This window comes from Novosphingobium oxfordense (assembly GCF_044029435.1).
Lineage (GTDB): Bacteria > Pseudomonadota > Alphaproteobacteria > Sphingomonadales > Sphingomonadaceae > Novosphingobium.
The window spans coordinates 1,567,528-1,592,642 of sequence record NZ_CP147008.1; the positions used below are offsets into that span (position 1 = coordinate 1,567,528).

A 25,115-nucleotide genomic window follows, 5' to 3' on the forward strand; every position below is an offset into this window, starting at 1 on the left:
TCCCTGGCGGCAATAATAATAAATTTCGGATGAATATTGAAGTGTATTGATTTGGGCTATTATGGATATTTGGTTATTTTCCATTGTATGGGGGTTTTGTTAAAATACAGACGGATAAAGACACTCATAAGGGCGATCATGGATGGCTCCGGCGAACGTCTTTCGGATCGAACGGGCCGGATCAATCGGGCGTCCGGTGCGTCGAACTTGCAGGTCCGCGTTTATGTGGCGAGATCGAAAATTACGCTGAGTCGCTTGCGAATGCCGTGTCCGTTTCAAGGCAGGCGGTGCAAATCATCATCGCGGCGGGTTTCGCGCAATTGAGTTGACCTTGGTTGTGCAGGGTATAGATCGGTGGGATGGGTGGGTGTGCGTCCCTATAATTGGGTCGCGCTAACGAGATGATGGATATGGCCGCAGCACGCGAAGACAAAGGCGAAGTGGAAGTCAAAGGCACGCAGACGCTGATGCGTGCGCTCGACATCATGGACGAAGTGATCGACGGGCCGATCCGCGCCGCCGACCTCGCCCGCAAGCTGGGGATGAGCAAGACGACGGCGCACCGTCTGGCGCAGGCGCTGAAATCGCGCGGTTATCTCTCAGTGACGAGCGACGGTTTCGGCCTTGGCCCCAAGCTGCTGGAACTGGGCGTGATGGCCACGGAGCAGATCGATTTCGTGCGCGTGGCCCGGCCGTTCATGGAAAAGCTGTCTGACGAAACCGGCTTCTGCGTCTTCGTCGGCAAGCGAGAGGGCGACTGGTCGCGCCACCTGGACCGCGTGACCGGCCGCCAGCGCCTGCGCGTGGCGACCGCGCCTGGCGATCGCCGCCCCATCGCCGAGACCGGTCTTGGCAAGGCGCTGCTGCTCGACGAGCCGGAGGAAGTTTGGGAGGAACTCTACCGCCAGGCCAATGGCGGCAAGGTTCCGGTCAAGGCGATGAAGGAATACGTCGCCCTGATGCGCGACCACAAGGCGCGCGGCTATGTCCTGCATGACAGCGAACTGGGTGACGGCGTGCGTTCGTTGGCGGTGCCGATCCGCGATGCCCGCCGCCAGATCTGCATTGCCATCTCGATCGCCAGCGCTGCGCATTACCTGACCGATGACATCGTCGACGATCTGGTCGCGGCGATCGTGAAGACGGCCGGGCTGATCAGCGAAGCCGTGGGGTACCGCGCGCCGCGGGGGTGATGGGGCTGTGCCGTTGCGCTGGCCCACGCCGCTGCGGCTAGGTTTGCCTGCGGCTCACCAAGCCTTGCGGCCCTCCCGCTTGCGGGAGGGCGTAATCGCGCCACGTTGAAACGGGGCTCTGTCCTCCCCTCCCGCAAGCGGGAAGGGAGCGAGGCTTGGCAGCTTGCTGTCTAGCCGCAGCGGGGTGGGCCAGCGCAACGCCGATTTCGCACCCAATCCTGCTCAATTCCCCGCATTGACCGGCGGTCCAAGCTCGCCATTGCGCGCGTCCTGCTCCACCAGCGAATTACGGCCCCAAAGCTGGTCGTAGCGCCAGCCGGACAAGTCCTCGACCACCGTTTGCGCCTCCAGGCTGGTCGGCACGCGCGCGCCGGAGCGCAAATGCTCGATCTCGCGCATCAGCACCTCGTGCGTGCGGGGCGAGAGGCGGAAGCGGAGCGATATCACGATGCCAAACGCCAGCATGCCCACGGTGCCCAGACCCAGCAGCAGGGCGATGGTCAGGATCGCGCCGTGGGATTGCTGCGCTGCGCCGGAGACGAAGCCGCCCGCCTGCATCACGAAGCCCACGCCGGCCACGGCCGCGGCCTGCGTCGCCTTGCGTACGAAGGTCATGACGCCGGCGAAGGCGCCCTCTCGCCGGCGGCCGGTGACGATCTCGTCCACGTCGGCCATGTAGTTGTAGGTCGCCCAAGGGATGTAGTTCAGCGCGCCGCGGCCGAGGCCGGCCAGCACGATGGGCAGCCAGATCGTGTGGCTGGTGGCGGTAATGCCCACGGCCCAGAGGCCGATCAGCGTCAGCGCGCCGGCGCCGAAGCTGGCGGCGGCGATCTGGTAGGCGCGGCTGGGGGAGGCACGCAGGGCCATGTTGATGGCGATGATCACGGCCACGAACTGGACGATGTACATCGTGCCCAGCAGGCCGGAAGCGACCGCCGTGGTCCCCGCCAGCGCGAAGATCACGAAGAAAGTGAAGGCGGCGTTGAACACGTCCTGGCTGATATAGCCTCCCAGATACATGCCCAGATGCAGGCGGAAGGCGCGGATGCGCATTGTGGAGAACAAGTTGCGGTAGAGCGCCTTCAGCGCGTCCAGCGGTCCTGCGGAGTGGCGTTGTTCGCCGGGGAGTGGCACGCTGCCGGGCATGTGCCGCTCCCAACTGAACAGGTAGAGCATGGCTGCCGTCACCATGAACAGCGCGGCGAAGATCAGGCCCATGTAGAAGAAGGTGTCGGCGCTGTCGCGGCCCAGCGCCTCGATCAGCCAGAGCGGCAGGAAGCCCGCCAGGATCGCGGCGGCCTGCCCGAACAGGATGCGCGATCCGGCAAACTTGGCCTTGGTGCGATAGTCGCTCGACATCTCGGCGGCGAGCGTTTCGAACGGAATGATCTCCATGGCGTAGACCAGTTCGAACAGCACGTAGCTGACGAGGTAGTACCAAAAGCTCTGCCCCGGCAGCCACATCAGCGCGAAACTGGGCAGCAGGGGAATGGCGGCGAGGATGAAGAAGCGCCGCCGCCCGAACCGGCGGCCGAGCGCGGTGGTGCCGAAGTGGTCCGAGATATAGCCGATCATGGGTGAGGCGAAGGCGTCCAGCACGCGCGCGACGGCGAAGATCGTTGCGGCCTGACCCGCCGAAAGCCCGCAGAACTGGGTGTAGAAGATCAGCACCCAGCCGGAGATGACCGCCATCGATCCGGCCCCGAGCACGTCGTTGGAGCCATAGGCGAGGTAGTTTCTCAGGCGCACGGGGCGCACGGCCAGTGTCTGGCTTTCGGGCACTACAGGATCCTTCACCGTATTTGTTCTTGTGCGGGCCGCCTTCGGGGGAAGCCTCGTTGGGGCGATTATTATGTCGGAGTAATGGGCTTGTCAGCAGGCAAGAAGCGAATGGCCTCGATCATCACGGCGGGGTCGCCGGATTCGAGGGTGATCTGGTGGGTGCCAGCCGGGAACGCGCCGGAAACGGGCATGGAAATGCGGTTGTCCATCACGGCGAGGGCCCAGGCGTGGTCGCCGGTATGGCGCGGGATTTCCAGCGTCTGCGCCGCGCCATCGATGCGCAGGGTCAGACGCAGGGCATCGCCGTTGTCCGAGGGGTAGCTGGGCAGCATGTCGATCACCGCGCGCCAGTCACCGGCCGGCAGCGTGATCGTCGCACGCGCAGGGCCGGAGCCAGTTGCGCCGAGTACGGAGCCTTGGCGGCCGAGGCCGTCAACCAGCCGCCATCCCTTGAATTGGTCGGGACGGAGCAGGGGCAGCGCCGCAACCCGCACCGGCGCGGACGGAGCCGCAACGGGCCCGGCGGGCATGGAGGCCAGCGTCGGGATCACCGGCAGGCTCTGGCGGAAGCTGCGCCATTGGCCGTCGGCGGGCTCCACGGTCATGATGCCGCGCCATTTGCCGCCCGCGATCTCTCGGTTGAAGCGCCAGGTGAGCGTGCGGATGCGTTCGTCGGCCTCGGCGGCGATCTGGCCGCGCCGCCAGGTTTCGGCGGCGTCCCGGTCGCGCAAGACGTCATGCGCCTCGGCTGCGAAGAAGCGCCGGTTGGCGGCGGCGGATGCGGAGACGGGGTAGTCCACCAGTTCGAAGAAGGCATCGGCCCGGTCGGCAGGAATTTTCGGGCGCAGCGCGGCAAGGCGCGCCTCCATCCCTGCGAATTCGGCCAGGCGGGCATCGGCCTCCGCGATGGAAAGCGGGCTGGCGTGCGGCTTCTCGCCGGGCAGATACCACTGGAGATGTTCGGGGCGCCGCGCGAAGTTCAGGCGGTGAAAGTCCGCCATGACTGCGGCGACGCCTTTGCCGGTCCCCCGGCCCAGCGTCTCGTCCGCCCAGCGGCCCACCCAGGTATCGATCGGCGTGGTCCGCGTGCCCTCCACGTCCCACGCAAGGCTGAGGAAGTAATCGATGTCGATCTCGGCCGGCTTGATGTCGCCAGCATTGACGATCCACATCTGCCGCGCGCCCAGATCCCAGGCCCGCCCCATTTCCGCGCGGATCAGCGCCTGCGGCGTGGTCGAGAGCCAGAGGTAGGACAGCGGCGCGCCGAGGTAGGAGACGTGGTAGTAGACGCCGGCCCCGCCGCTGCGCCGCCGCTCTTCGGCATTGGGGAACTGGCGGATGTAGCCGAAGTTGTCGTCGGTCCACATCAGGGTCACATCGTCCGGCACTTTCAGCCCGGAACGATAGATGTCGAGCACTTCCTTGTAGGGCGTGAAGACTTGCGGCGCTCCCGAAATCCGCGCTTCGCGCAAGAGATCGCGCTGGTCGGCGAAGACCTGCTCGAGCACCGTGCGTCGCTCCGCATCGGTGGTGGGGCCGATCATCGCGCTGTCGTGGATGCCGCGCTGGCCCAGCGTCCAGATCGTCTCGTAACCGCGATTGGTCTGCACCCGCGCGCGCCAATAGTCGCGGATCGCGTCGCGGTTCGTCAGGTAGTTGAACTGCTCCGCCGTGCCCTGCCATTCGCCCACGTTGTTGCGCAGCATCGGCTCCGAATGGCTGGAGCCCATGACAATGCCATAGCGGTCCGCCAGCGCGGCATTGGCCGGGTTGGCGTTGAACGCACGGCTGACCTTGTGCATCGCCGGCCAGAGCATGTTGCTCTTCAGGCGCAGCAGCAGGTCGAAGACTTTGGCATAAGTCTTCGGGCCGGGCGCAGGCTCATCCGGCGCGTAAGTGCCCTGCGCCCAGGGGACGAGGCCCCAGTCCTCGTCATTCACATAGATCCCGCGATACTTGACCGAGGGCGGGCCGAAACGCCGCATTCCCGCAGAAACATAGAGCGCATCATGGTGTTCGGGCGGAACGTCCGCCCACCAGTGCCAGGGCGAGACGCCGATCCCGCGGGAGATCTCGTAGGCGCCATAGGCCGTGCCGCGCCGGTCGCTGCCCACGATCACCAGCGCCTGCTTCACGCCGGGCGCGGGGTTGTAGACCGGCACGATCAGGAAGCTTTCCCAAGCGCCGCGCAGTTTGGCGGCATCGATCCGTCCCGCCGCGACCAGCCGGTCTATCGCCGGATTGCGGCCCAGCGTGCCGATCCACACCTGCATGTCCGACGGTTGGTCCGCGCCCGCCACCGATGCGAGATCCGTCCGCAAGTCCTCGGCAGCGATACGGACCAGTTCGTGGTCCTCCGCCGCCGTGACGACCCGCGCGACGTGGCCGTCCTGCGCCAGCGCGAAGTCACCGCGCGCGGGCTGGAAATGCACCCAGTCTGCCGAAGCGGCCGCCTGCGCCGGATGGGCAAGGGCAAGCCCCGCCGCCATTGCAAGGCCCCCCCCTACTGTAAGGAAAGCCGCCCCGCGCATCGTCAGATGTAGGTCCGCAGGAATTCGGCCAGCGCGCATATGGCAAGGCTCTGCCCGTAAGGCATCGAGGTAAGCGCGATGTCCTTATAGAACTGGAGCGTGTCGCCCATTGCCGTGCCGAAGCTGACCTGCTGAAGTTCGCCCGCATCGTCGATATTGGCGAGCACGCCGCGCACGGCGCGGATGCCGACCTCTTCATATTCGCGCGGCAGATAGCCCTTCCGCACCGCCTTCAGGATGCCATAGGCGAAGCCCGCCGTGGCGGACGCCTCAAGGTAGCTGGTGGGATCGTCGATCAGCGTGTGCCACAGGCCGGTTTCGGCATCCTGCGTCGCCGCCAGCGTGCGGACTTGCGCTGCCAGCGTGTCGATCAGGAAAGTGCGGAAGGCATCGCCGGGCTCGAGGTCGAGCAGGTCGATGATCTCAGGGATAGCGATCGTCACCCAGCAATTGCCGCGTGCCCACAGCGCTTGGGCAAAGTTGTGGCGGCCGTTGAAATCCCAGCCGTGGAACCACAGGCCGGTCTTCTTGTCGGCCAGATACTTGATGTGCACCAGGAACTGGCGCTTGGCTTCCTCGATATACTGCGGGCGGTCCAGCAGCAGGCCGATCTTGGCCAGCGGCAGCACGCTCATCATCAGCGTGTCGTCCCACAGCTCACCCGGATTTTCGTCGTTGTAGACGATGTGCTGGAAGCCGCCTTCCTCGGTCTTGGGCAGGCCATCGGGCGCCATCAGCCATTCGGCCCAGGTGTCGAGATAGGGGATGTAGCTGGGATCGCCCTCCAGTTCGTAGAGGTAGGCCAGCGTAATGAAGGGCGCCATCGTGTTGATGTTCTTGGTGGGCGTGCCTTCGGCGAAGCGGTCCGCGAACCACTGGCGGATGATTTCCAGCGCCTTTTCGTCGCCGGTCTGCTCGAAATAGCGCCACATGCCGAACAGGCCGACGCCGTGGGTCCATTCCCAGCCGGCCCAGCCCTTGGTGTCGATCACGCGTCCGTCTTCCAGGTGCAGCAGGAATTCGCCGGTTTCGTCGGTAATGTTGACGAGGTTGTGCATGAGCAGGTCGATCGCCGCGGTGACCTGCTGGCGGGGGATGTCATGGGTAAGGGCGGCCACTCAAGTTCTCCTGTGGGCGATGCTGTGGCGGGGGGCACGGTGGGTCATTTCAGGACTCCGTAATCGCGCGCCATCCGGCGATAGAGGTGGAGGAAGGCGGGATCGGCATCGTACCGGCCGCCGTGGTTTTCGGGTTGTTTCGGGATGTCGGATGCCAATGTTGGCGTGGCGCCCGGCGCCTCGGCGGAGTTCAGGCCTTGCGAGAGCAAGTCGGGGCGCGGGCCTTCGCCAGCGGTCTTGCCGTCCTTCTGGAAGATCGCTTCCTGATGGCGGGTCGGTTCCCAGATGAAGCTGCCCCAGCCGTTCGGATGGGCACGGATCAGGTCGTTCAGGTAGCGCTTGCGCGACGAATACTCGATCGCGAAGAAGCCCTTGTCCGGGTAGCGGCGGCTGAATTGGGTGAACGTCCGCTCCCAGTCGCCCTGCGCTGCCTGCTGGTAGCAGGAGAAGCCAAGGGCATCGAAATCGACGTCGCGCGCAATCAGGCTGTCGGTCCAGTGCTGGACGATGGGCCAATGGCGGCCGAGGTGGTTGTGCAGCGCGATCGGCGTTCCGGGAAGCTGCGCGCGGGTGGCGGCGATCCCGGCCTTCAGCAACGCGGCGAACTTGTCGTAGCCGCCTGCATCCGAGACATGCATGTGCTCTTTGTCGGTCACCGGGTTGCCGGTGGGAATGGTCAGCGGCACGCGGCCATCGGGCCAGAGCATGCCGAAGGTCGTCTCGTTGCCGAGGATCGCCAGATCGGGCGCGACGCCTGCCGCCTTCATCGCCGCGAAAGTCTGGTCGGTATGGTGATGGACGGCGTCGACCAGCTTGGGAAACGGCAGGTTTGCCCAGGCAGCGGGCTTGTCCTGATGCTGGGGATCGGCCCAGGTGTCCGAATAGTGGAGGGTGAGAGACAGGTGGAAACCCGCCGCCTTGATCCGCTGCGCGAACGCGATGGTGCGGGGCAGGTCGCACCACGGGCCGCCGGGCTTGCCCTTGGAATAGCCGTTTGCCGGATCGACGAAGAGGCGCAGCTTGATCGCGTTGAAGCCGGCATCGCGGAAGATTGCGAGTGCGTCCTTGCGCTGGCCGTCCTCGTAATAGGTGGCGCCTGCGGCTTCGTCCTCCGGCACCCAGGAGATGTCCGCGCCGATCAGATAGGGCCACGGCCGCGCGCCTTTTTTGGGCGCGGCACGCACCGTACCGGGCAGGGCGGCAAGGCAGAGGGCGCCTGCTCCTGCAACGCCCAACTGGCGGCGAGTGAGTGCGCCCCTCACTTCAACTGATCCGGCCGGGTCGGCGCGGCGACCATCTGTACGGGAATGCCGCCGCGAACGTTGTGGAGGGTTACGAGCTTTACAGCCTCCAGCGCATCGCCGGGCGCGCCGTCGCTTGTCACCGCTAAGGCGACGTGGTTCGTGCCGTGGTGGTTGAGGATGCCCTCGGGGATCGGGAACACGCGCTGCGGGCCGATATGGGCGATGAACTGGCCCATGTTCCAGCCGTTGACGAAGATCAGCACACGGTACTTCGCGACCGAGCGCGGGCTTTCGGTGTCACCGAAGGCAAGCCCGATGGTGGCGTCCTGTCCCTTGGGCACGGCAAGGTCGAAGGCGGTACGGAACCATGTGGTGCCGGGCGCGGCGCTGGTTGCGGGGACTTGAGCAGCGGTCCATTGGCGGTCGTCAAAGGCGGGCAGGTGCCAGCCCATACGCTCGCCATAGAGGCCGCCGTTGTTGGCAGGGCCGCGCACGGGGTCGGCAAGGTCCTCGCCGCCGCGCTTGCCCTGGATCTTCCACGCGATCGGCACGGCGAAACTGCGTCCGCCGGGCTGCGAGATCGAGGCGGAGATCAGCCCGCGCGCTTCCTTGTGGAAGTCGTCGGAATCGAGGTCCCAGTTATGGCCGTTGTTGCGGACCATGACCGAGAGGACGTGACTACCGCCCGCCTGCGCCTCGGGCGGAAGGTCCAGCGTGACGGTGCCGGTGGTGATCGGGCGGGGGAGGCCGCTCGGCGTCTCGGCCTGACCGATGAACTTGCCGTCGAGCCAGGCTTGCACGAGGCCCGATCCGCCGGCGCCGTAGAACAGCGAGACGGTCCTGGCGCCCGCTGTCCCTTCGAAACGGCCGCGATACCAGACATCGCCCTCATGGAAGCCATAGGCGTCCATGGAAAGGTTCGGCTGGCCGTCGGGGCGCTGGGTAATGCTGGCGTTGGGGCGGTTGCCACCCATCATCTGCCACGCGCTGTCGTCGAAAGCGGGATCAGCCTCGGGCGAACCCTTGGCCATGCGCCAGTTGGTGAGCGCAGGGAGCGCGACCGGCGCGGGGCCGGGCAGGGGGCCGGTCGACGCAAGGCTGCCGATGGTGGTGGGCTTGGCCGCGATGCGCGCGCCGTTCCATGAGAGCGAGCGGAGGGTACCGGGCGCCCAGATTTCGATGGCGCCAGCCGCGTCGGTGTCGCCGGTCAGCGTGAGTGCGCCGGACCTCAGCGAAGCGTGACGGACCAACTGCGGACCGCGCACCAGAACGGGGCCGCTCGGCGTGTCCGCGCGGGTATATCGCGTGCCTTCGACCTCGTCGGCAAGGATCAGCAAGAGGTCGCCGCGCCCACCGCCGGTCACGCGCAGGATGGTGCGGCCCTTGTGCGTGTAGGTGACTTTAAGGTCACCTTTGGTGCCGACAAAGACGCTCTTCGCCGCGCCTTCCAAAACCTCGACTTTCGGCGCCGAGGCATAGCGCAATACGGTCTCGCCGGGCTCACCTGCGCGGCCGTAGAGTAGCAGCAGATCGGCGTTCCCGGCTTTGGACGTCGATTGCAGTTCGGAGGTCGAATAGACCAGCCGCTGCCCGCCCAGATTGACGCCCGCCACCAGCCACTTGGCATCGAAGCCATTGAGTCGCATCGGGAATGTATAGCGCCCATCCGGCAGCGCGGCGGTCAGGGAGAAGCTGTCGTCGGTCTGCCCGTTCGACGGTTTGTGCGCCACCAACAGGAAGCGCGCATCGGTCTCCAGGCTCTTGTTGTGGTAGACCTGGATATTGGGGGAGGAAATCTCCACCGGGCCAGCCGGGATCATGCCCGCAAGGTCCGGAACCGAGGCGACCAGACCGCCAAGCTGCTTCATCTCCAGCGCCTTTTCGCGCAGATTCCGCGCCTCGGAGATGGCTGCGCCGTAGTCGTAGCTGGTGAACACCACCGGGGCGGGCAGCCAGCCCCAGCTGGTGCCGCCGTAGGTCATGTAGAAGCTCTGGATACCGATACCGTTGGCCAGGTTGGTGCCGTAGAACACCCGTTGGAACCGCTTGCCGCGCTGGACGGCGTTGCACTCGTAGCCGCCGTTGGAGCCCCAGTAATCGAACCAGCCGCCGCCGAATTCGGCCAGGAATCCTGGCGTTTTCGGTGAAGCGGAAGCGCCGCCTTTCGCACCGCCGGGGCCGTAGAAGCCCCAGTCCGGCGCGGCCGCGCTGCGGGTCGGCTTGCCTTCCACGGTGCAGGTGCCGCCGGGATAGCCGTCGAAGGCATACATGTCGTTGGGGCCGTGGACGACTTTGTCGACCGCAGAGCTTTCCGGCACCCAATAGCCGTTGCGGCCCTGGTCGTTGTGGAAGATCGGCACGGTGATGCCGTCGGCGCGGGCCTTGGCGTAGAGGTGGTCCATATACCCGCGCTGGGCCGGGGTCGTCAGCGCCAGTTCGTTCTCGATCTGGTGGAGAATGACGGTGCCCTTGTGGCCCTTGCCGTCGCCGTTGATCTGGTGGCGGGCGATGATGGCGTTGACTTGGCTGAGCCATTCATCGGCGGCGGCCATGTATTCAGGATCGTCGGTGCGGGCGCGGGCCTTCTGGTTGACCAGCCAACCCGGGAAGCCGCCGCGCGTCAGTTCCGCGTTCACGTAGGGCCCGGCGCGGGTCATGACCCAGAGGCCTTCTTCCTCCGCCATGGTAAGCAGCCGATCGATATCGCGGATGCCGCTGAAATCGTAGACGCCCTGCTTGGGCGAATGGTAGCCCCAGTCGAAATAGAGCGCGACGGTGTTGAACCCGCTGGCCTTCATCTTCTGGAGCACGTCGCGCCAGAGATCCGGGCTGGGCAGGCGGAAGGGGTGGAATTCGCCCGACCAGATCACTTGGCGCTTGCCGTCGATCATCAGCGAGCGCGCATCGAACGAGACGCGGCCGAATGTCTGGACCGGGGCGGACAGATCGGCGGTGGGTTTCGCTTCCTGCGCCAGAACAGGCAGCGGAATGACGGAAAGCAGCAGGGCGGTGACGAACGCGCGCTTCATCGCGTCAATCCATGTGGAACAGCAGCGGGAGCGGCCATTCCAGCGGCCGGTTACCGGGCTCCACTTCCATCAGCGGCGCCATGTAGTCCCACCAGCGGCGCATCACCGGATGATCGGGCAGGGTTTCGCGGGTGTTGTCCGGCGTTACGCGCAGCACGGCGAAGAGGGACAGGGTGCCTTCGTCGAGGAAGATCGAATAATCGCGGATACCCGCATCGGTCAGCAGGACGGAGAGTTCCGGCCAGATCGCGTCGTGCCGGCGCCGGTATTCTTCGACCGTGCCGGGCTTCAACTGCATCCTGAAGGCGTGGATCGACCCCGTCCCACTATCCGGCACTCCCAATCTCCCGTATGTTCCATTATATGGATTTTGATACCGATATTTGGTAACCCGTCGATGGGCGGCCGTCAATCGCCATTCTGTCACTGTTTGAGAGAGGCACCTGCGGATAAGTCGGGAGGCAGCCGTTCCGCATGGCGGAACCGGAGAAGTCAGAGGTCCGCCTGTCTGCCATCGATGTCGATCGATCCCTAGGCCCGGAAATGCGGCCAGGGCCGACGCCGGATCGAAACATGTGTGGGCAAAGCTATGCCCGCGCAGTCGCTTACGACGGGTTGGCCCGAGCGGACCTAGACTGCCTTCATTGCTCCGGGGCGCCCGTTAACCGATACCCTGTGCAGTTGAACCTGTGCATCGGCCACCGCAAGATCCGCACTGCGCTGAAGAGCGATATCGAAATCGCTGAGAACGATGCCGGTTATTTCGGTTTGCCCAGGATTCGGCCGGACCTCACCGAAACTGCCAAATCGCCCCGTGATTCGATCGAGCGTCACATTCCGGACGATGGACTTCGGCGGCGTCTCGCCCTTCAGGTCCTTGTACTGGCTCCAGGGGCGGATCGTCAGAACCGTGCCGCCATCGCTGTCCAGCGTGATGTCTCGCAGATGGATGTCCTCGTAGACTTGCGGCGTGTCAGGACGCAGCTTCAGCATGAGGACATTGATCGCGCCGGTCACCCGGCAGTTTTCAATCGCGACGTCCCGCACGATGGTCGCCTCGCTACCACAGGAAAACGCCTGATGTCCGCGCTTGAACTCGCAATTGCGGATGCGGACATGCTCTACGGGCGGACTGTCGCGATCGTCCATTGCCCTGGGGCCTTTCGAACCTTTGGCGGCGATGCAATCGTCGGTAACCGAAAAGAAGCAGCCATCGACCAGCACGTCCCTGCAACTGTCGAGATCGATGCCGTCAGTGCTGGGCGCCCAGGCATAGTCGTCAGGCACAACGAAGCTGGTCCCTTGAATCGTCACATCTGCGCACTTGTACAGATGCAGGTTCCAGAACTGGGAGTCCTTGAAGGAGATACCTTCGATGTGAACGTCGCGAGAGTTTTGGATCAGCATCAGTCTTGCGCGATCGATTGCTATGTTGGGAAAGTTTTCCGGATCGGCCGAACCGTTACGCAACTTCCAGAACAGATCCCAAATCGTCCGGCCCGCGCCGTCCAGTGTGCCCTCTCCGCTGATCCGAAGGCCGTCGCAGCCATCGGCATTGATCAGCGCAGGCGTAAAATGCTCTTCGAAATGGCCTTCAATTCGAGTGCGCTGCCTCGGAAAATTCTCCATCGCGGTCGTACATTTGATGACGCCGCCTCGCTCAAGGTGGAGGTGCACCTTGGGCTTCAGGAACAGGGCGCCGCTCAAGAACGTCCCCCTGGGTATGACCACGGTGCCACCGCCCCTGCGCGCTAGTGAGTCGATTGCAGCCTGAATTGAGACGGTATTGAGCGTGATGCCATCGGGCTTGGCGCCGAATTGGGTGATGAGCGCGATATCGGTGGAGCCATCGGCGGCATGGGAGGCGGTTTCCCATAAGGCCATTGAAGTCAGGCCCGCGATGACATGGCGGCGCGTGGCAGCGCTTGCCGACAGGGGAGGTGGATCAGTGTCCGGCATCGTCATTTTCTCCCCAGCAGCTTCGCTATGTTTCTTTCGGCAATGGATCATAATATGAAGCATGAGTCCACATGGCAGGAGTAACGCTCATGTGGATCCCTCCGCAATCGGGCTGCGATTGTTCCGAGGAGGCTCGGCAGGAACCGCCGGGAGCCGTAGCAACAGAGCACGGCCGCTGCGAGATTGCCCTGCAGTCGCTCCAGAGCAACTTCGGTGCACCGATCATAGACAGTTGGTGAAAGAAGGGAGGCGCCTGTTTCTGCTGCTTTCCGTAGCAAACAGCCATGTCATACTGCCACAACAACGGTCTTTTATTCGTAACTCTAACTGGAGTCCGCGCGTCGAATGTCATACATTATTCGCGCGTTGGCCCTTAGTATGTTCTCCCAGGGGATGCTTGTATTGCGCGTAAGAAGCCTTGACGATGTCTGGACGGCATTCGCCGAAGTGACGATGGCTTGGGCGACGGTGGGGAGCACCGCATGAACAAGCCGCGGCAGGCCCTGATCCTTATCCACGGCATTGGCGAACAGCGGCCGATGGAAACGCTGCGCGGCTTTGTCGACGGGGTGCTCGACCAGCCCCCGTCGACCAGCCAGACCGAGGCTCGATATTACAGCAAGCCCGAGTTCCTGTCGGATAACTTCGAACTGCGGCGGCTGGTGAGCGCGGGCGGCCGGGACGACAGGACCGACTTCTACGAATTCTACTGGGCGCACCTGATGCCGACCGCCGCCTGGAACAAGCTGGCCGGCTGGTACTGGGTCTTGATGTTCCGCCGCCTCAGGGACGTACCGCGGCGCCTCGTTCCGGTATGGGGCATCAGTTGGGCGACAGCGCTGCTCGTCGTCGGGCTCGGCCTATGGTCGTCCGTGCAGTATCTGCTCGGCCACGCGGTCGTGCCCACTCCGGCGGCGAAGGCGCCGTGGTTCCTGCTGGCGGTTCTCGGCTTCCTGTCCGCGCTGGTGCGATCCTATGCCGGCGACGCAGCGGTCTACTTCAGCCCGGCGCCCGCAAACATCGAGGCTCGACAGAAAATCAGGGCAGCCGGGCTCGACCTTCTTGAGAACGTGATGTCGAGCGGGCGTTACGATCGGATCATTGTGGTGGGCCACAGCCTGGGCAGCGTGATCGGTTACGATGTTCTGAACCTTGCGTGGCAGAAGCATTTCGATGCGGTGCGGGACCAGCTCAGCGCGGCCTGGGCGCGAGGCGAACGCCCCAGGGTGGAGGACGCGGCGATCCGTGCGGCGGAGGCGGTGGCGAAGCGGCTACGCGACAACTCGGACACCAGTCCCGCCACGTTGGAGCGGTTGGCGGGCGAATGGCGGGTCGTCTCGCGCGCGGTGGCGGAGGAGCAGGCGCGGAACGGGTTCGCCTGGCCCGTGACCGACTTCGTGACGCTGGGTTCGCCTCTGACGTACGCGGACATGCTGCTCGCGCGGAACACGGTAGACTTTACGCGCCGGACGCAGGAGCGCGAACTGCCGCACTGCCCGCCGGCGCGCGAACTGACCGGACGGTTTTCATTCTCGCACAGAGATGTGGACGACAAGGGCGGCGAGCAACGCGCCACCGTGCTGCACAGCGCGGCGATGTTCGCCGTAACCGGATGGACCAACCTCTACTTCCGAAGCTTCGCCATCCTGTATGGCGACTTCGTCGGTGGGCGCGTTTCGCCGCTGTTCTGGGCGGGCGTGCGCGACGTGCGGGTGAAGACGCGCATATGGGGCGGGTTCCTGGCCCACACGCATTACTGGCAGCGCGACACGCGTGACGGCGATCCGGCTGTCGCGCCGCTGCCGCAACTGCGCAGTGCGCTGGACCTGAAGCGCAGGAAGGCGTGGCCGCCGGGTGCAACGGCGCCCGGCGACGGAGAAGCCGGACCGACAAATCGCGTTGAATGAACTCCGGGGGAGGGACGAGATGCCGGGTAGCCACAAAGTGAGGGGAACGAACGCCGCCGCCGGGTTCGAACTGGTGATTCATCGCGGCGAGGGGGCCGCGCTTATCGCGATGGATTGGAAGGCAGGTCCGCCGCCCGAAGATTTCATCGGCTTCGCGATCGAATACCGCGAGCCCGGCGGGACGAAGTTCTTCCCTCTGAAAAACCGGCTGAATTTCGAGGAAAGCGCCCGCGATATCTCGTCTGCTGCACGTTCGCAGAAGTTTTCAACCCTGGTCGCGCCGATCCAGAAGTTTCGCTGGGTCCATTTTCCGCGCAATGCGCAGCTTGAAGGCGAATACGAATACAAGGTGACGCCGATATTCATGGATGTGGCGGGCAAATTGCGTTCGGAGACCGAGCAGACCGCGTCCTTGGCGCTCGCGGACGAGACTTATCCCGGTGAACTCAACATCGCGTTCACGCGCGGATTCATATCCTCCCAGGCGTTCGTCGACAGGTACAAGGTCGTCGATCGCTATCTGCCGGCCTATTCCAAGGACGGGTTGACGTTCACGCCGCAGGCCAAGAATGCCGCCGAGGCCTATGCGTGGATGGGGTTTGAGGCCCGGCGGCTGGTGCTCAAGCTGCTTGACGATGCGATTGCCGACCAGGCCAATGGCAAGGTCGACGTGGGCGTCGTCGCCTATGACTTCGACTTGCCGGAGATTCTGGACCGGCTGATCAAGCTGAAGGGCAGTGTCCGCGCCATCATCGACAATTCCGAAGGTCACATCGGCCCCAAGCATGCCGAGGATGACGCCGCGATCGAACTGACGAACCACGGAATCCCGGTGATCCGCCAGAGCATGAAGTCGCTCCAGCACAACAAGACCATCTATGTCGATGGTCCGACCGTAAAGCGGGCCGTGGGCGGCTCCACCAATCTCAGCTGGCGCGGGCTCTACGTGCAGTCGAACAATGCGGTGCTGCTGGAGGGGCCGCGCGCCGTGGAGGTGTTCAAGGCGGCGTTCGAGGAATATTGGTCGGATGCGGACGGATTCACCGCGTCGGAGCCGACGGCATGGGCGAGCCTCGACTATCCTTCGGTCGATGCCAGCGTCTCGTTCTCGCCGCACCGGGCCGATTCCGCCCGGCTCGATGCGATCGCGGCGGATGTGAAGGGCGCAGGCTCATCGGTGTTCTACTCGCTCGCGTTTCTGTGGCAGACGCCGGGCAAGATCCGCGACGCCTTGCAGGATCGCGTCGACGCGGGCGGCGTCTACGTTGCCGGCATTTCGGAGAAGGCGACCGCGATCGACGTGTCAGGGTCCAGCACCAATGAGAAGCCTGTCGCCGTCGAACCGCTAGGGAAGAATGCGCCCTATCCGTTCAAGCCCGAACCGACGGGGCTGGTCGACGACAAGGTGGGGACCCGGATGCACCACAAGTTCATCGTGGTGGACTTCAACACGCCGCAGGCGCGGGTCTATACCGGCTCCTACAACATGTCCGTCGCCGCGGACACGAAGAACGGAGAGAACCTCCTGCTCATTCGCGACGGGCGGGTGGCCACCAGCTACATGGTGGAGGCGCTGCGGCTGATCGACCATTACGAATTCCGCGTGGCCCAGAAGAACGCGGATACGCAGCTGAAGGAATTGACGCTGCAGCGGCCGCCCGAGGATGGGGGCGAGCCGTGGTGGCGCAAGGATTGGACGGAGGCGCATCGGATCGCGGATCGAAAGCTGTTCACTGCCTAGAGCGTTTTCTAATCAGGTGGAGTCACCTGATGACTTGGAAACTGCTCTAGACTTGGCCGCCCGCAATCGATTCTGCGTTCTGCCGATTGCGGACGGTGAGGGAAGCTGTAAGAGCCCCGGAAAATCACTTCGGGAATTCGGGAAATGGCAGCGATGTTTCAACCAGCCGCGACGTTCAAAGACAATCTTCAGCAATTGCCGTCAATCGATGCCGTCGAACGTATCGACCTTGTGGACGAACGGGGCGCGGTGGTCGCCAGCATCGAAAACCAGCCGGGCAAGCAGGGTTCGCTAGCCGTCTACCAGTATCTGGAGCAGCGTTTCGGCAAGTTGGACGCGCAGGCGGCGGAGCTTGGCCTTGCCGTGTTTGCAGAGCACACGGCCGATGCGCGCAACCGTCCCGGCGCGCATCCGAATGTCGATCGTCTGCTGGAAATCGCGGCGGGGGCTCCTTCGCTGGGCATCAAGGTTTTCGCCGTCGGTAGCTGATCGGGGCCCGCTCCGCATCGCCGCTCAGTTGGATCGGATCGCGCCAGTTGGTTGCCGATCAACGGACGAGCGCGAAGCCGAACCGCAGGCGCGTGATCGAGCGGTTGTAATCCAGCAGGTTCTCGCCATAGCCGGCGAAGCCTTGCGCGAAGAGGTAGAGGTCGGGCCCGCCGCCCAGCAGGCGGGGCAGGGGATAGGACACTTCGGTGTTGATCGCGCCTTTCCCGGAAGAGAAATTGAAGCGCGTGTTGGTGGAAACGCGAATTCCGTCCGGATCGCCGACTTGCAGGAACAATCCGGCGTGGCCGCGATAGCGGACGATGTCCGGATTGTCCGACTTGTCCCCGATGTAGAAGGAAAGCTTGGGGGCCACCAGCACGCGCCAGTCACCCCGCAGCGGAATGGCGGCCATCGGGGCGACGTAGAGCGAGTTCACACTACGTGAATCGTCGCCGTCCCGGCCGTTGGATTCATGGCGCAGCCCGCCTTGCAGCGCGAGCGAGATGCCACCGTCGAACACCTTTGCCGGGCTGACGTAGATGATTTCGGGCTGGTAATCGATATTGCGGAACGGCATCGACTTGGCCCGCAGGTCCCAGAACATCCGCTGCGTGTAGGCCAGATGAAGGCCATCTCGCCAGGACATGGGCATGTCCGATGCGCTGCGCGATCCGAAGAGATGATATTCGAAACTGATCTGCAGGCGGGCCTCGGTATTCGTGCCGGGGCCATAGACGGCGTAGATCGGCTCATAAGGCGCGAGATTGCCGATAAAGGCATTTCCCACACTGCGATCCGCTGGCGGGCCGGAGCTTGGTGCGCTCGGTTCCGAGTGTGCAGGCGGCGGCGCCTCGGCCAGTTTGATGTCGGCCGGTTTGCTATCGGAAGGCACGTGCAGCGCGATCTCGGCCGTCTTCCACTGTGGGATGGATAGTGTAGCGTCGCCAGCCGCGAATCCCGGCGGCAGGCGATAGCGGACACGGGCAAAGCCTTGCGGGGCGACGATCACCGATCCGGGCACTTGCGCCGATCGATCGAGGTACACGGTTTCCTGCCTGTCCGGCCCGGCCAGCGTTGCGGCTATCCGCTCGGGCAGGGTGACGGTGGCGGGCGATGCGCCGGGATTGAGAAAGCGCAGGTCCACCGTAATCGTGCCATCCGCATCGGGCGCGGACAGGCCGGAGATGAGCGTTTCGATCGCTTCGTCCGCATGTGCCGGGCTCGATATCAGAAAAGCCAGGGCCGAAAGTCCGGGCGCAACCCGTCGAAAGAGGCCATGCGAGGGGCGTATCGCGGTGAGACGGTCGGTCATCGGTCAATCCCCTGTCGCGGCATTCCGGCGGCATTGCCGCCATGCGCAGGATATCTACGCATGGCGGCAATGCCAAATGTATTGAATTCAATCGTGTGGCCAAACGGCCGGTATACGGGGCCGTTCGACTTCTTGTTGCGTTTAGATGTCTCTCACGACGTAAAACCGGTCGAACGCGAAACGGCGTCCCAGGCGGTGAGTTCATCCTTCATCGCCTCCAGCTTCTGATCGACCAGCCCCAGCGCATCGTCGCCCAGGAACAAGCGGACGGGCGGATTCTCCGCCCCGATCAGGGCCAGCAGCGCCTGCGCGGCTTTTGCCGGATCGCCGGGTTGATTGCCGCTCTTGGCTTGGCGGGCAGTACGGAGCGGGTCCATCACCGCATCGTAATCGGCGATGCTGCGTGGCGTGCGATCCATCGAGCGGCCGGCCCAATCGGTGCGGAACTGGCCCGGTGCCAGCGCGGTCACCCGGATGCCGAAGCCCGCCACTTCCTTGCCCAGCGATTCTGAAATGCCTTCCAGTGCGAACTTGCTGCCGCAATAGAAGCTGATCCCCGGCATCGTGATGAAGCCGCCCATCGATGTAACGTTGACGATATGCCCGCGCCGCCGTTCGCGCATGCCGGGCAGGACTGCCTTTATCATGGCGACTGGCCCGAAGACATTGGCCGCGAACTGACGCTGCAGATCGTCCATGGAGGATTCCTCCATCACGCCCTCATGCCCATAGCCGGCATTGTTCACCAGCACGTCGACCGGACCGACGCGCCGCTCGGCATCCGCCACGGAGGCCGCGACGGCATCGTAGTCCGTGACGTCGAGCAGCAACGGGTGCGCGCGATCGGGCGCGAGTGCGGCAAAGGCTGCCGCATCGGCGGGGCGCCGGACGGTGCCGATCACATGATGGCCTGCAGCCAGTGCGCCCTGCGCAAATGCCTTGCCAAGGCCGGAACTGACCCCTGTGATCAGGAAGATTCTGGAAGCGGTGGTCATGTTCAAACTCCTGGGGACAGCGATTCTATATCATGATATAGATGCCGCCATGGCGCACAACAAGACCAAACCCGCTTCCCCCGCAGCACGCGGCGAACCGATCCGCCAGCGTGTCATCGATGCTGCCGAACATTTGCTGCGGCAGGACAAGGCTGATTTCTCGATGCGCGACCTCGCGGCCGAGGCCGGGGTCAGCTTCGCGACGCCGTTCAACCAGTTCGGCAGCAAGGCCGCGATCATGCAGGCGCTGTCCGCGCGGCGGATCGACGAGATGGAGTCGCGCTACCTCTCGATCCAACCATCCGGGGATGCCTGCAACCGCACGCTGGTCGCCGTCGATGTGGCGGTGGAGGTGATGCTGGAGGAAGCGGTGGTGAACCGATCGGTGATGGGCTGGCTTGGCACACCTGTCGCCGTCGCTGGAACCCTGCCGCGTTCGATGGCGCTGTGGGCGCTGGCGCTTGGGGAGGGCGATGGCCTTGCCGCCGATCGGCGGGCAGATGCGCTATCCCGGTTGCCGCGGCAGCTTGCGTTTACCTTCAGGGGCGTGCTGTCGTTCTGGACGGCCGGCGAACTGGCGGATGAAGATTTGTGCGCGGATGCGCGCGGGGCGGCTGCTGCACTGTTGGGCAGCTTCGCGGAATGGCGCGGCCGGTAGGCGAGCGATCTCGAAAGAGTGGGGCAAGCGTTGGCGGCAGCATGCTTGCCCCGCCTCGATCACTCTATCGAAGAGGTGGCCTCCAGCCCGCCTTGCCTGCGCAAGCGGATGATCTGAGCTGTCAGGCCGATGACGAGGACGACCAGGAGAGTGGTTTGCGCCCCCAGCAACAGCGGGGACTTCAGGTCTGTTACCAGCGGATGGCCGTCCGGAACGCGGCGCAGGATTTCGGTGACGGTCGGCAGCATCAGCAGGAACGCGGTAAGGCTGAGGAAGATCGTTTCGATATACCTGCCCACGCGTCCAAGCCTGGGAAGCAGCGCCGAGCCGTATCCGGCGAGTAGGAGGACAAGAGTGGCGGCACCGATGCCATAGCTGACGGTCTAGTTCTTTTGCGGAACCCATTGTCGGTGCGTGAAGCCTCAAGGACGGTGCGCGCAGCGGACTTGGCGTGGGCTTCAGCTGCCATCCGGCTTGTTTTCCTCCAGCGGGATGCTCGGCGCGATCGGCAGGGCGTCGGGCAGCGGCGGATGCGCGGGGTTGAAATCCTTCAGCATGACGTAGGGAGCCAGCTCCGGAATCTTGTCGTGCACCTGCCGCGCGATGGCGGCGGCGAAAAGCCAGGCGCCATAGTTGTTGTTGTGGGTCCGGTCCTTGCCGTTCTCGGCAAAGGCTCGCGGCGAAACGTCCGGCCCCAATGCCTCCATGATCGCAATGCTGTCGCGGTTGAGGTCGATCAGCGGCACGTCCTCTTCCGCTGCCACCTTGCGCACGGCGGCGGCATAGGCGCCCAGCGTATCCTTGATCTTCCCGCCTTCGTCGAAATTGCGCCGCTCTGGCGAGGTGACCAGCACCGGATGAACACCGCGCCGGCGGGCCTCTGCTATATAGCTGCGCAAGTAGGCGGGGTAAGTCAGTTCTGGATCGAGGTAGGTCATCGGCCATTCGGCCTTCTGGTCGTTATGGCCGAACTGAATGAACAGCCAGTCGCCCGCGCGCACTTGCGTCAGCACTTTCGAAAAGCGGAGTTGGGCGATGAAGGACTTCAAGGTCGCGCCGGACTTGGCGTGGTTGGCGACGACCACGTGGTCGCCCAGCATCGCGGGCAGCATCTGGCCCCAGCTGGTGAACGGCTCGGTATACTGGTCCGCGACGGTGGAATCGCCCGCCAGGAACAGGCGCGGGGCATCGGCCTGCTCGATATGGATCGCGGCAACGCGCGGCTGGCCCAGGAATTCCAGGGTCAGCTTGTCGTCCCAGCTGAAGCTCGCAAGGTCGCGCTCGTCCAGCAGCACGCTTTGCCCGAAGCGCGGTGCACCAGCCGGTTGGGCGGGCAGGTGGGCATTGCGCACGTCGACGAGGAAGCTGCGCGTCACCATCTGTCCACGCCGCGTGACAACGTCACGCAGGAACAGGCGGCGGCTTTCGGCTTTCACCGTGGTCTTTCCGGCGCTGCGCCGGTCACCCAGCGTCAGCGTCACGCGATAGATGCCTTCGGGCAGCGCCACCGAATAAAGGAACGCGCCAGAGGGATCGCGGCGCTCAACTCCGTTCCCGCCGGCATGGTAAGCCGGCATTTGCTGGGGAGTCTTGCTCCCGAGATCGATGTCGATCGCGGGAAGGCTGGTAGTGCTGGCGGTAAGTGCCAATGCGAGCGCCGTGCCCAGGGGCATATCGATCCTCTCCTGATCTTCGTTCGCTGCCGATCGGGGGTTAAGTCCCATAATACGGTTTACAATCGCATATATAGGGGGAGGTGAAAGTCAATCCGCATGATCGCCTCGCGCCGCAGGATGGCGCGGTTGGTGATGGAAATTGCAGCCAGTGGATCGTTTTGAAGCGATTTTGACTGGAAATGAGCGAAAACGTCATATATCGTAAAACACAATCCCACATAATGGGACCTATTAGAGAACGAAAATGGGAGTGAGATAATGGGAAGGGCGTCCTCTAAGTCCGCCATGCGCAACCGTGTTTCGGCACCTGCGCTGGCCATCGCCGTGCTGATGTCGGTTTCTGTTCCTGCTTTTGCACAGGATGCCGGCGCGCAGCAGGAATCCACTGGCGCGGGCAACTCCAGCAGTGCGGATAGGGCGCCCAGCACCGAAGACATCATCGTCACCGGCTTCCGCGCCTCGCTGAATGCGGCTCTGGCGGACAAGCGCGATCAGACTGCCGCGATCGACACCATCAAGGCGGAAGACCTGGGCAAGTTCCCTGATTCCAACCTGGCGGAATCGATGCAGCGCATCCCAGGCGTCGCGCTTCAGCGCGGTGACGGTGGTGAGGGCAAGAACATCTCCGTCCGCGGCCTGGGCGCCGATTTCACTCGCGTGCGCATCAACGGCATGGAAGCCGCCGCGCAGACGGGCGGCTCCGACATCTATGGCGCGGGCAACAACGGTCGCAGCTTCGATTTTAACGTCTTCCCGACCGAGATTTTCTCAGCCCTGACCGTGCGCAAGACGCCGTCCGCCGATGTGGAGGAAGGTTCGCTGGGCGCAACGGTAGACCTTACCGCGCCCAAGCCGTTCGATTCCGCAAAGGAATTCGTGTTTTCCGCGACCGGGCGCGGCGTATGGAACGCGCTTTCCAAGCAAGTCGATCCGCGCGCTTCGGCGCTGGTTTCCAAGCAGTTCGGCGATAGCGGCTTCGGTGTGCTGGGCTCGATCGCCTACCAGAAGCGCCATACCCGCGAGGTGGGCTATTCGGCGGTGGACATTCTCTCCGCCAACCAGAACGGCCTTGATCCCGACGGCAGCGGCCCTGCGCCCGTCATGCCGTTCTGCACCCCGATCGGCTATGCAATCCAGAGCCCGCCGACCAGCACGGTTACGGGCGCGGACGCCAACAACTGTTCGGCCGGCAATCCGCGCACCGGGACCAAGGCCGCTTACGACACGATCTTCAATGCCCGCCGTGACGACATGCCGAACACGCCCGGCAGCGGCGCATTTTTCCCCCGCATCCCGCGCTACATCAATTCGGAGCAGACGCAGGAGCGCATCGGCGGCACCTTGACACTGCAGTACAAGCCGGACGCCGATACCGACATCTCGCTCGACCTGCTTTACTCGCGTTTCAATGTCACGCGTGACGACAACTACATAGAAGCCATCTCGTTCGGTCGTTCCGCGTCGAACCAGGGCTATCCGATGATGTCGCTGAAGGACGTGCAGCTTTCCGACCTCGGCTCGGTCGAATATGCGCTGCTCGATGGCGTGGACGTGCGTTCGGAAGGCCTGCACTCCGAATATTCGACCACGTTCAAGCAGGCGAACCTGAACTTCATGCATCGCTTCAACGACCGGCTGACGGTTGACGGCAAAGTGGGTCTGAACAGCTCGGTCTGGAAAGACAAGATCCGCATGCAGTATTTCATGGATGCGCTGGATACGGACAACTTCTCCATCGATTACACCGGTGGGGGGCGCACACCGGTGCTGGGCTTCGGCTTCGACGTTTCCGATCCCGGTAACTTCCTCTATGGCCCGACGCCGGGCGCCGGGATCGTCACCGGCGGTTTCAGCCTTCAGGGCAAGCCGGCCAGCAACACAACCAAGGGTGTGCTGGGCGAGTGGAATGCCCATTACGAAGTATCGGATGCGTTCAAGCTCCACGCCGGCGCGCAATACCGGTCCAGCGACTTCAAGCAGCGCTTCACCACCTATTACACTGCCGATACACTGGTTCAGGCCCTGCCAGCTGGCACGTCGCTGTCGGACCTGACGACCCAGATCACCGGCGTCGACAAGCTTTGGGGTCACGGTGCCCCGTCCAGTTGGGCAAGCCTGGACTGGCAGAAGCTGGCGGACACCTACAACCTGTTCGATGCGCGCACCTGCACCGGCTGCGGGGAAACCAATCCGGGCGTGAAGGAACAGGAATCGAGCGCCTATCTGATGGGCACGTTCGATTTCTCCGATGCGGTGGGCTTCGGCCTGCGCGGCGACGTGGGCGTTCGCTACATCCACACCTGGCAGCGGTCGACCGGCTACATCAACCTGTCCGACGCCACTTCGCCCACCGGGCTGACCGGCCAGTTCCGTTCGGTTTCGCGCAGCTATGATGACTGGCTGCCTTCGGCCAACGTGGTGATCGAGCCGGTGCAGAACCTCCTCCTGCGCCTTTCCGCCGCAAAGGTCATGTCGCGCCCGGCGCTGACGCTGCTGGCGCCCACGGTGACGATCAACGCTACCACCCGCTCGGGCTCGCTGGGCAACCCGCTGCTCGAACCGATCCGGGCCAACACCTTCGACGCTGCTGTGGAATGGTACTTCCGTCCCGGATCGCTGCTGTCGGCCGCGTTCTTCTACAAGGACATCAAGACGTACGTGCAGAACGTGAACGCGCTGGTGCCCTTTAGCTCGCTGGGTCTGCCGAACGAACTGCTGATCGGTAGCAACACCACGCCGGACGAACTGTTCAACATCTCCACGCCCACCAACACGCCGGGTGGCCCGCTGAAGGGGATCGAGCTGAACGCGCAGATTCCGTTCAACTTCACCTCGGGCTTCCTCAGCCACTTCGGCGTGCTGGCGAACTACACGCACGTCATGTCGAAGATCACCTACTGCCTCACCAGTTCCAACGGAGTCTGCACGGTGACGGTGAAGGACGATCTGGTCGGCCTGTCGAAGGACACGGCATCCGGCACGCTCTATTGGGAGAACAACAAGTTCTCGATCCGCGGCACAATCAACTATCGTGGGCCGTTCATCCGCGGCATCCCGGCTTCGCCCGGCAGCGACCTTGTGGGCAACCACGCCACGACTTACGTTGATGCCTCCGCCTCGTACAACCTGACAGACAATGTGAAGCTGATCCTTGAGGGTACCAACCTCACCGATGAGCAGAACAGCCTCTACACCGACAGCCAGCGTCAGGACACGCTGTTCCAGACCCGCGTCGGCCGCACGATCTCGGCAGGTGTGAACGTGAAGTTCTGATTTTGCAGTTTCCGGCGGGGCCCTCCCGCGCCGGCACTGACGGCTCCCGGCTCCTCCAGCCGGGAGCCGTCTTTTCATGTTTCGCCATTCCCGTTTTCGAGGGCTGCCAGCAGCTTGCGGTCTATCCGCACCAGCGAACCTTGGCGCGCACCCTGCGGAGAGGCGGTCGGTGACATCCCGCCAGCTCACCATGTCGCGGGTCGATTTC

At 64.0% G+C, this 25,115-nt stretch carries 17 protein-coding genes; 6 read left to right on the plus strand and 11 right to left on the minus strand.

The features are described from left to right. Positions 1–401 precede the first annotated feature (401 nt). Entirely contained in the window at positions 402–1,193 is a 792-nt protein-coding gene (locus WBP07_RS29690; RefSeq protein ID WP_395396827.1) for an IclR family transcriptional regulator, read from the plus strand. Positions 1,194–1,415: 222 nt separating this feature from the next. Here WBP07_RS29690 and WBP07_RS29695 read toward each other — a convergent pair whose 3' ends face one another. The 7 genes from WBP07_RS29695 to WBP07_RS29725 all read right to left on the minus strand — a co-directional run bounded on the left by WBP07_RS29695 (position 1,416) and on the right by WBP07_RS29725 (position 12,856). After that, on the minus strand, positions 1,416–2,990 hold the full coding sequence (locus WBP07_RS29695) for an MFS transporter (protein WP_395396828.1): 1,575 nt from the start codon (positions 2,988–2,990) through the stop codon (positions 1,416–1,418). A 53-nt stretch (positions 2,991–3,043) separates the two neighbouring features. Then, positions 3,044–5,464: a glycosyl hydrolase 115 family protein gene (locus WBP07_RS29700; RefSeq protein ID WP_395396829.1), complete on the minus strand. Its 2,421-nt coding sequence runs from the start codon at positions 5,462–5,464 to the stop codon at positions 3,044–3,046. Positions 5,465–5,508: 44 nt separating this feature from the next. Then, on the minus strand, positions 5,509–6,624 hold the full coding sequence (locus WBP07_RS29705) for a glycoside hydrolase family 105 protein (protein ID WP_395396830.1): 1,116 nt from the start codon (positions 6,622–6,624) through the stop codon (positions 5,509–5,511). A 44-nt stretch (positions 6,625–6,668) separates the two neighbouring features. Next, a complete protein-coding gene (locus tag WBP07_RS29710) occupies positions 6,669–7,886 on the minus strand; it encodes a glycosyl hydrolase 53 family protein (protein WP_395396831.1) in 1,218 nt (405 codons plus the stop codon). After that, a complete protein-coding gene (locus tag WBP07_RS29715) occupies positions 7,883–10,897 on the minus strand; it encodes a beta-galactosidase (RefSeq protein WP_395396832.1) in 3,015 nt (1,004 codons plus the stop codon). Before WBP07_RS29715 ends, WBP07_RS29710 begins: the two co-directional genes overlap by 4 nt. A gap of 4 nt (positions 10,898–10,901) precedes the next feature. Next, on the minus strand, positions 10,902–11,195 hold the full coding sequence (locus WBP07_RS29720; RefSeq protein ID WP_395398276.1) for an L-rhamnose mutarotase: 294 nt from the start codon (positions 11,193–11,195) through the stop codon (positions 10,902–10,904). Positions 11,196–11,527: 332 nt separating this feature from the next. Then, positions 11,528–12,856 (minus strand): glycoside hydrolase family 28 protein, encoded by a 1,329-nt coding sequence (locus WBP07_RS29725; protein WP_395396833.1) that lies wholly within the window; start codon positions 12,854–12,856, stop codon positions 11,528–11,530. 482 nt (positions 12,857–13,338) lie between these two features. Here WBP07_RS29725 and WBP07_RS29730 point away from each other — a divergent pair, with 482 nt between their 5' ends. The 3 genes from WBP07_RS29730 to WBP07_RS29740 all read left to right on the plus strand — a co-directional run bounded on the left by WBP07_RS29730 (position 13,339) and on the right by WBP07_RS29740 (position 16,993). Continuing rightward, positions 13,339–14,763, plus strand: a complete 1,425-nt coding sequence (locus tag WBP07_RS29730) for a hypothetical protein (RefSeq protein WP_395396834.1) — start codon at positions 13,339–13,341, stop codon at positions 14,761–14,763. 37 nt (positions 14,764–14,800) lie between these two features. Continuing rightward, positions 14,801–16,504, plus strand: coding sequence for a phospholipase D-like domain-containing protein (locus WBP07_RS29735; protein ID WP_395396835.1), 1,704 nt, complete (start codon positions 14,801–14,803; stop codon positions 16,502–16,504). Positions 16,505–16,657: 153 nt separating this feature from the next. Further along, the gene (locus WBP07_RS29740; RefSeq protein ID WP_395398277.1) at positions 16,658–16,993 is read left to right on the plus strand and encodes a DUF2322 family protein; all 336 of its coding nucleotides are present in this window, start codon (positions 16,658–16,660) and stop codon (positions 16,991–16,993) included. Positions 16,994–17,051: 58 nt separating this feature from the next. Here the strand turns inward: WBP07_RS29740 and WBP07_RS29745 are convergent, their stop codons facing one another. Together WBP07_RS29745 and WBP07_RS29750 are read right to left on the minus strand one after the other, a co-directional pair. Then, the gene (locus tag WBP07_RS29745) at positions 17,052–18,305 is read right to left on the minus strand and encodes a phospholipase A (protein ID WP_395396836.1); all 1,254 of its coding nucleotides are present in this window, start codon (positions 18,303–18,305) and stop codon (positions 17,052–17,054) included. Between the two features lie 152 nt (positions 18,306–18,457). After that, on the minus strand, positions 18,458–19,300 hold the full coding sequence (locus WBP07_RS29750) for an oxidoreductase (protein WP_395396837.1): 843 nt from the start codon (positions 19,298–19,300) through the stop codon (positions 18,458–18,460). 49 nt (positions 19,301–19,349) lie between these two features. Between WBP07_RS29750 and WBP07_RS29755 the strand changes: the two genes are divergently transcribed. Continuing rightward, positions 19,350–19,958 carry a TetR/AcrR family transcriptional regulator gene (locus WBP07_RS29755; RefSeq protein WP_395396838.1) on the plus strand — a complete coding sequence of 203 codons (609 nt, stop codon included), beginning with the start codon at positions 19,350–19,352 and terminating at the stop codon, positions 19,956–19,958. Positions 19,959–20,017: 59 nt separating this feature from the next. Here WBP07_RS29755 and WBP07_RS29760 read toward each other — a convergent pair whose 3' ends face one another. Together WBP07_RS29760 and WBP07_RS29765 are read right to left on the minus strand one after the other, a co-directional pair. Then, on the minus strand, positions 20,018–20,257 hold the full coding sequence (locus WBP07_RS29760; protein ID WP_395396839.1) for a hypothetical protein: 240 nt from the start codon (positions 20,255–20,257) through the stop codon (positions 20,018–20,020). A gap of 159 nt (positions 20,258–20,416) precedes the next feature. Further along, entirely contained in the window at positions 20,417–21,631 is a 1,215-nt protein-coding gene (locus WBP07_RS29765; protein ID WP_395396840.1) for a rhamnogalacturonan acetylesterase, read from the minus strand. Between the two features lie 261 nt (positions 21,632–21,892). Here WBP07_RS29765 and WBP07_RS29770 point away from each other — a divergent pair, with 261 nt between their 5' ends. Beyond that, entirely contained in the window at positions 21,893–24,907 is a 3,015-nt protein-coding gene (locus tag WBP07_RS29770; RefSeq protein WP_395396841.1) for a TonB-dependent receptor, read from the plus strand. Positions 24,908–25,115: the final 208 nt, after the last annotated feature.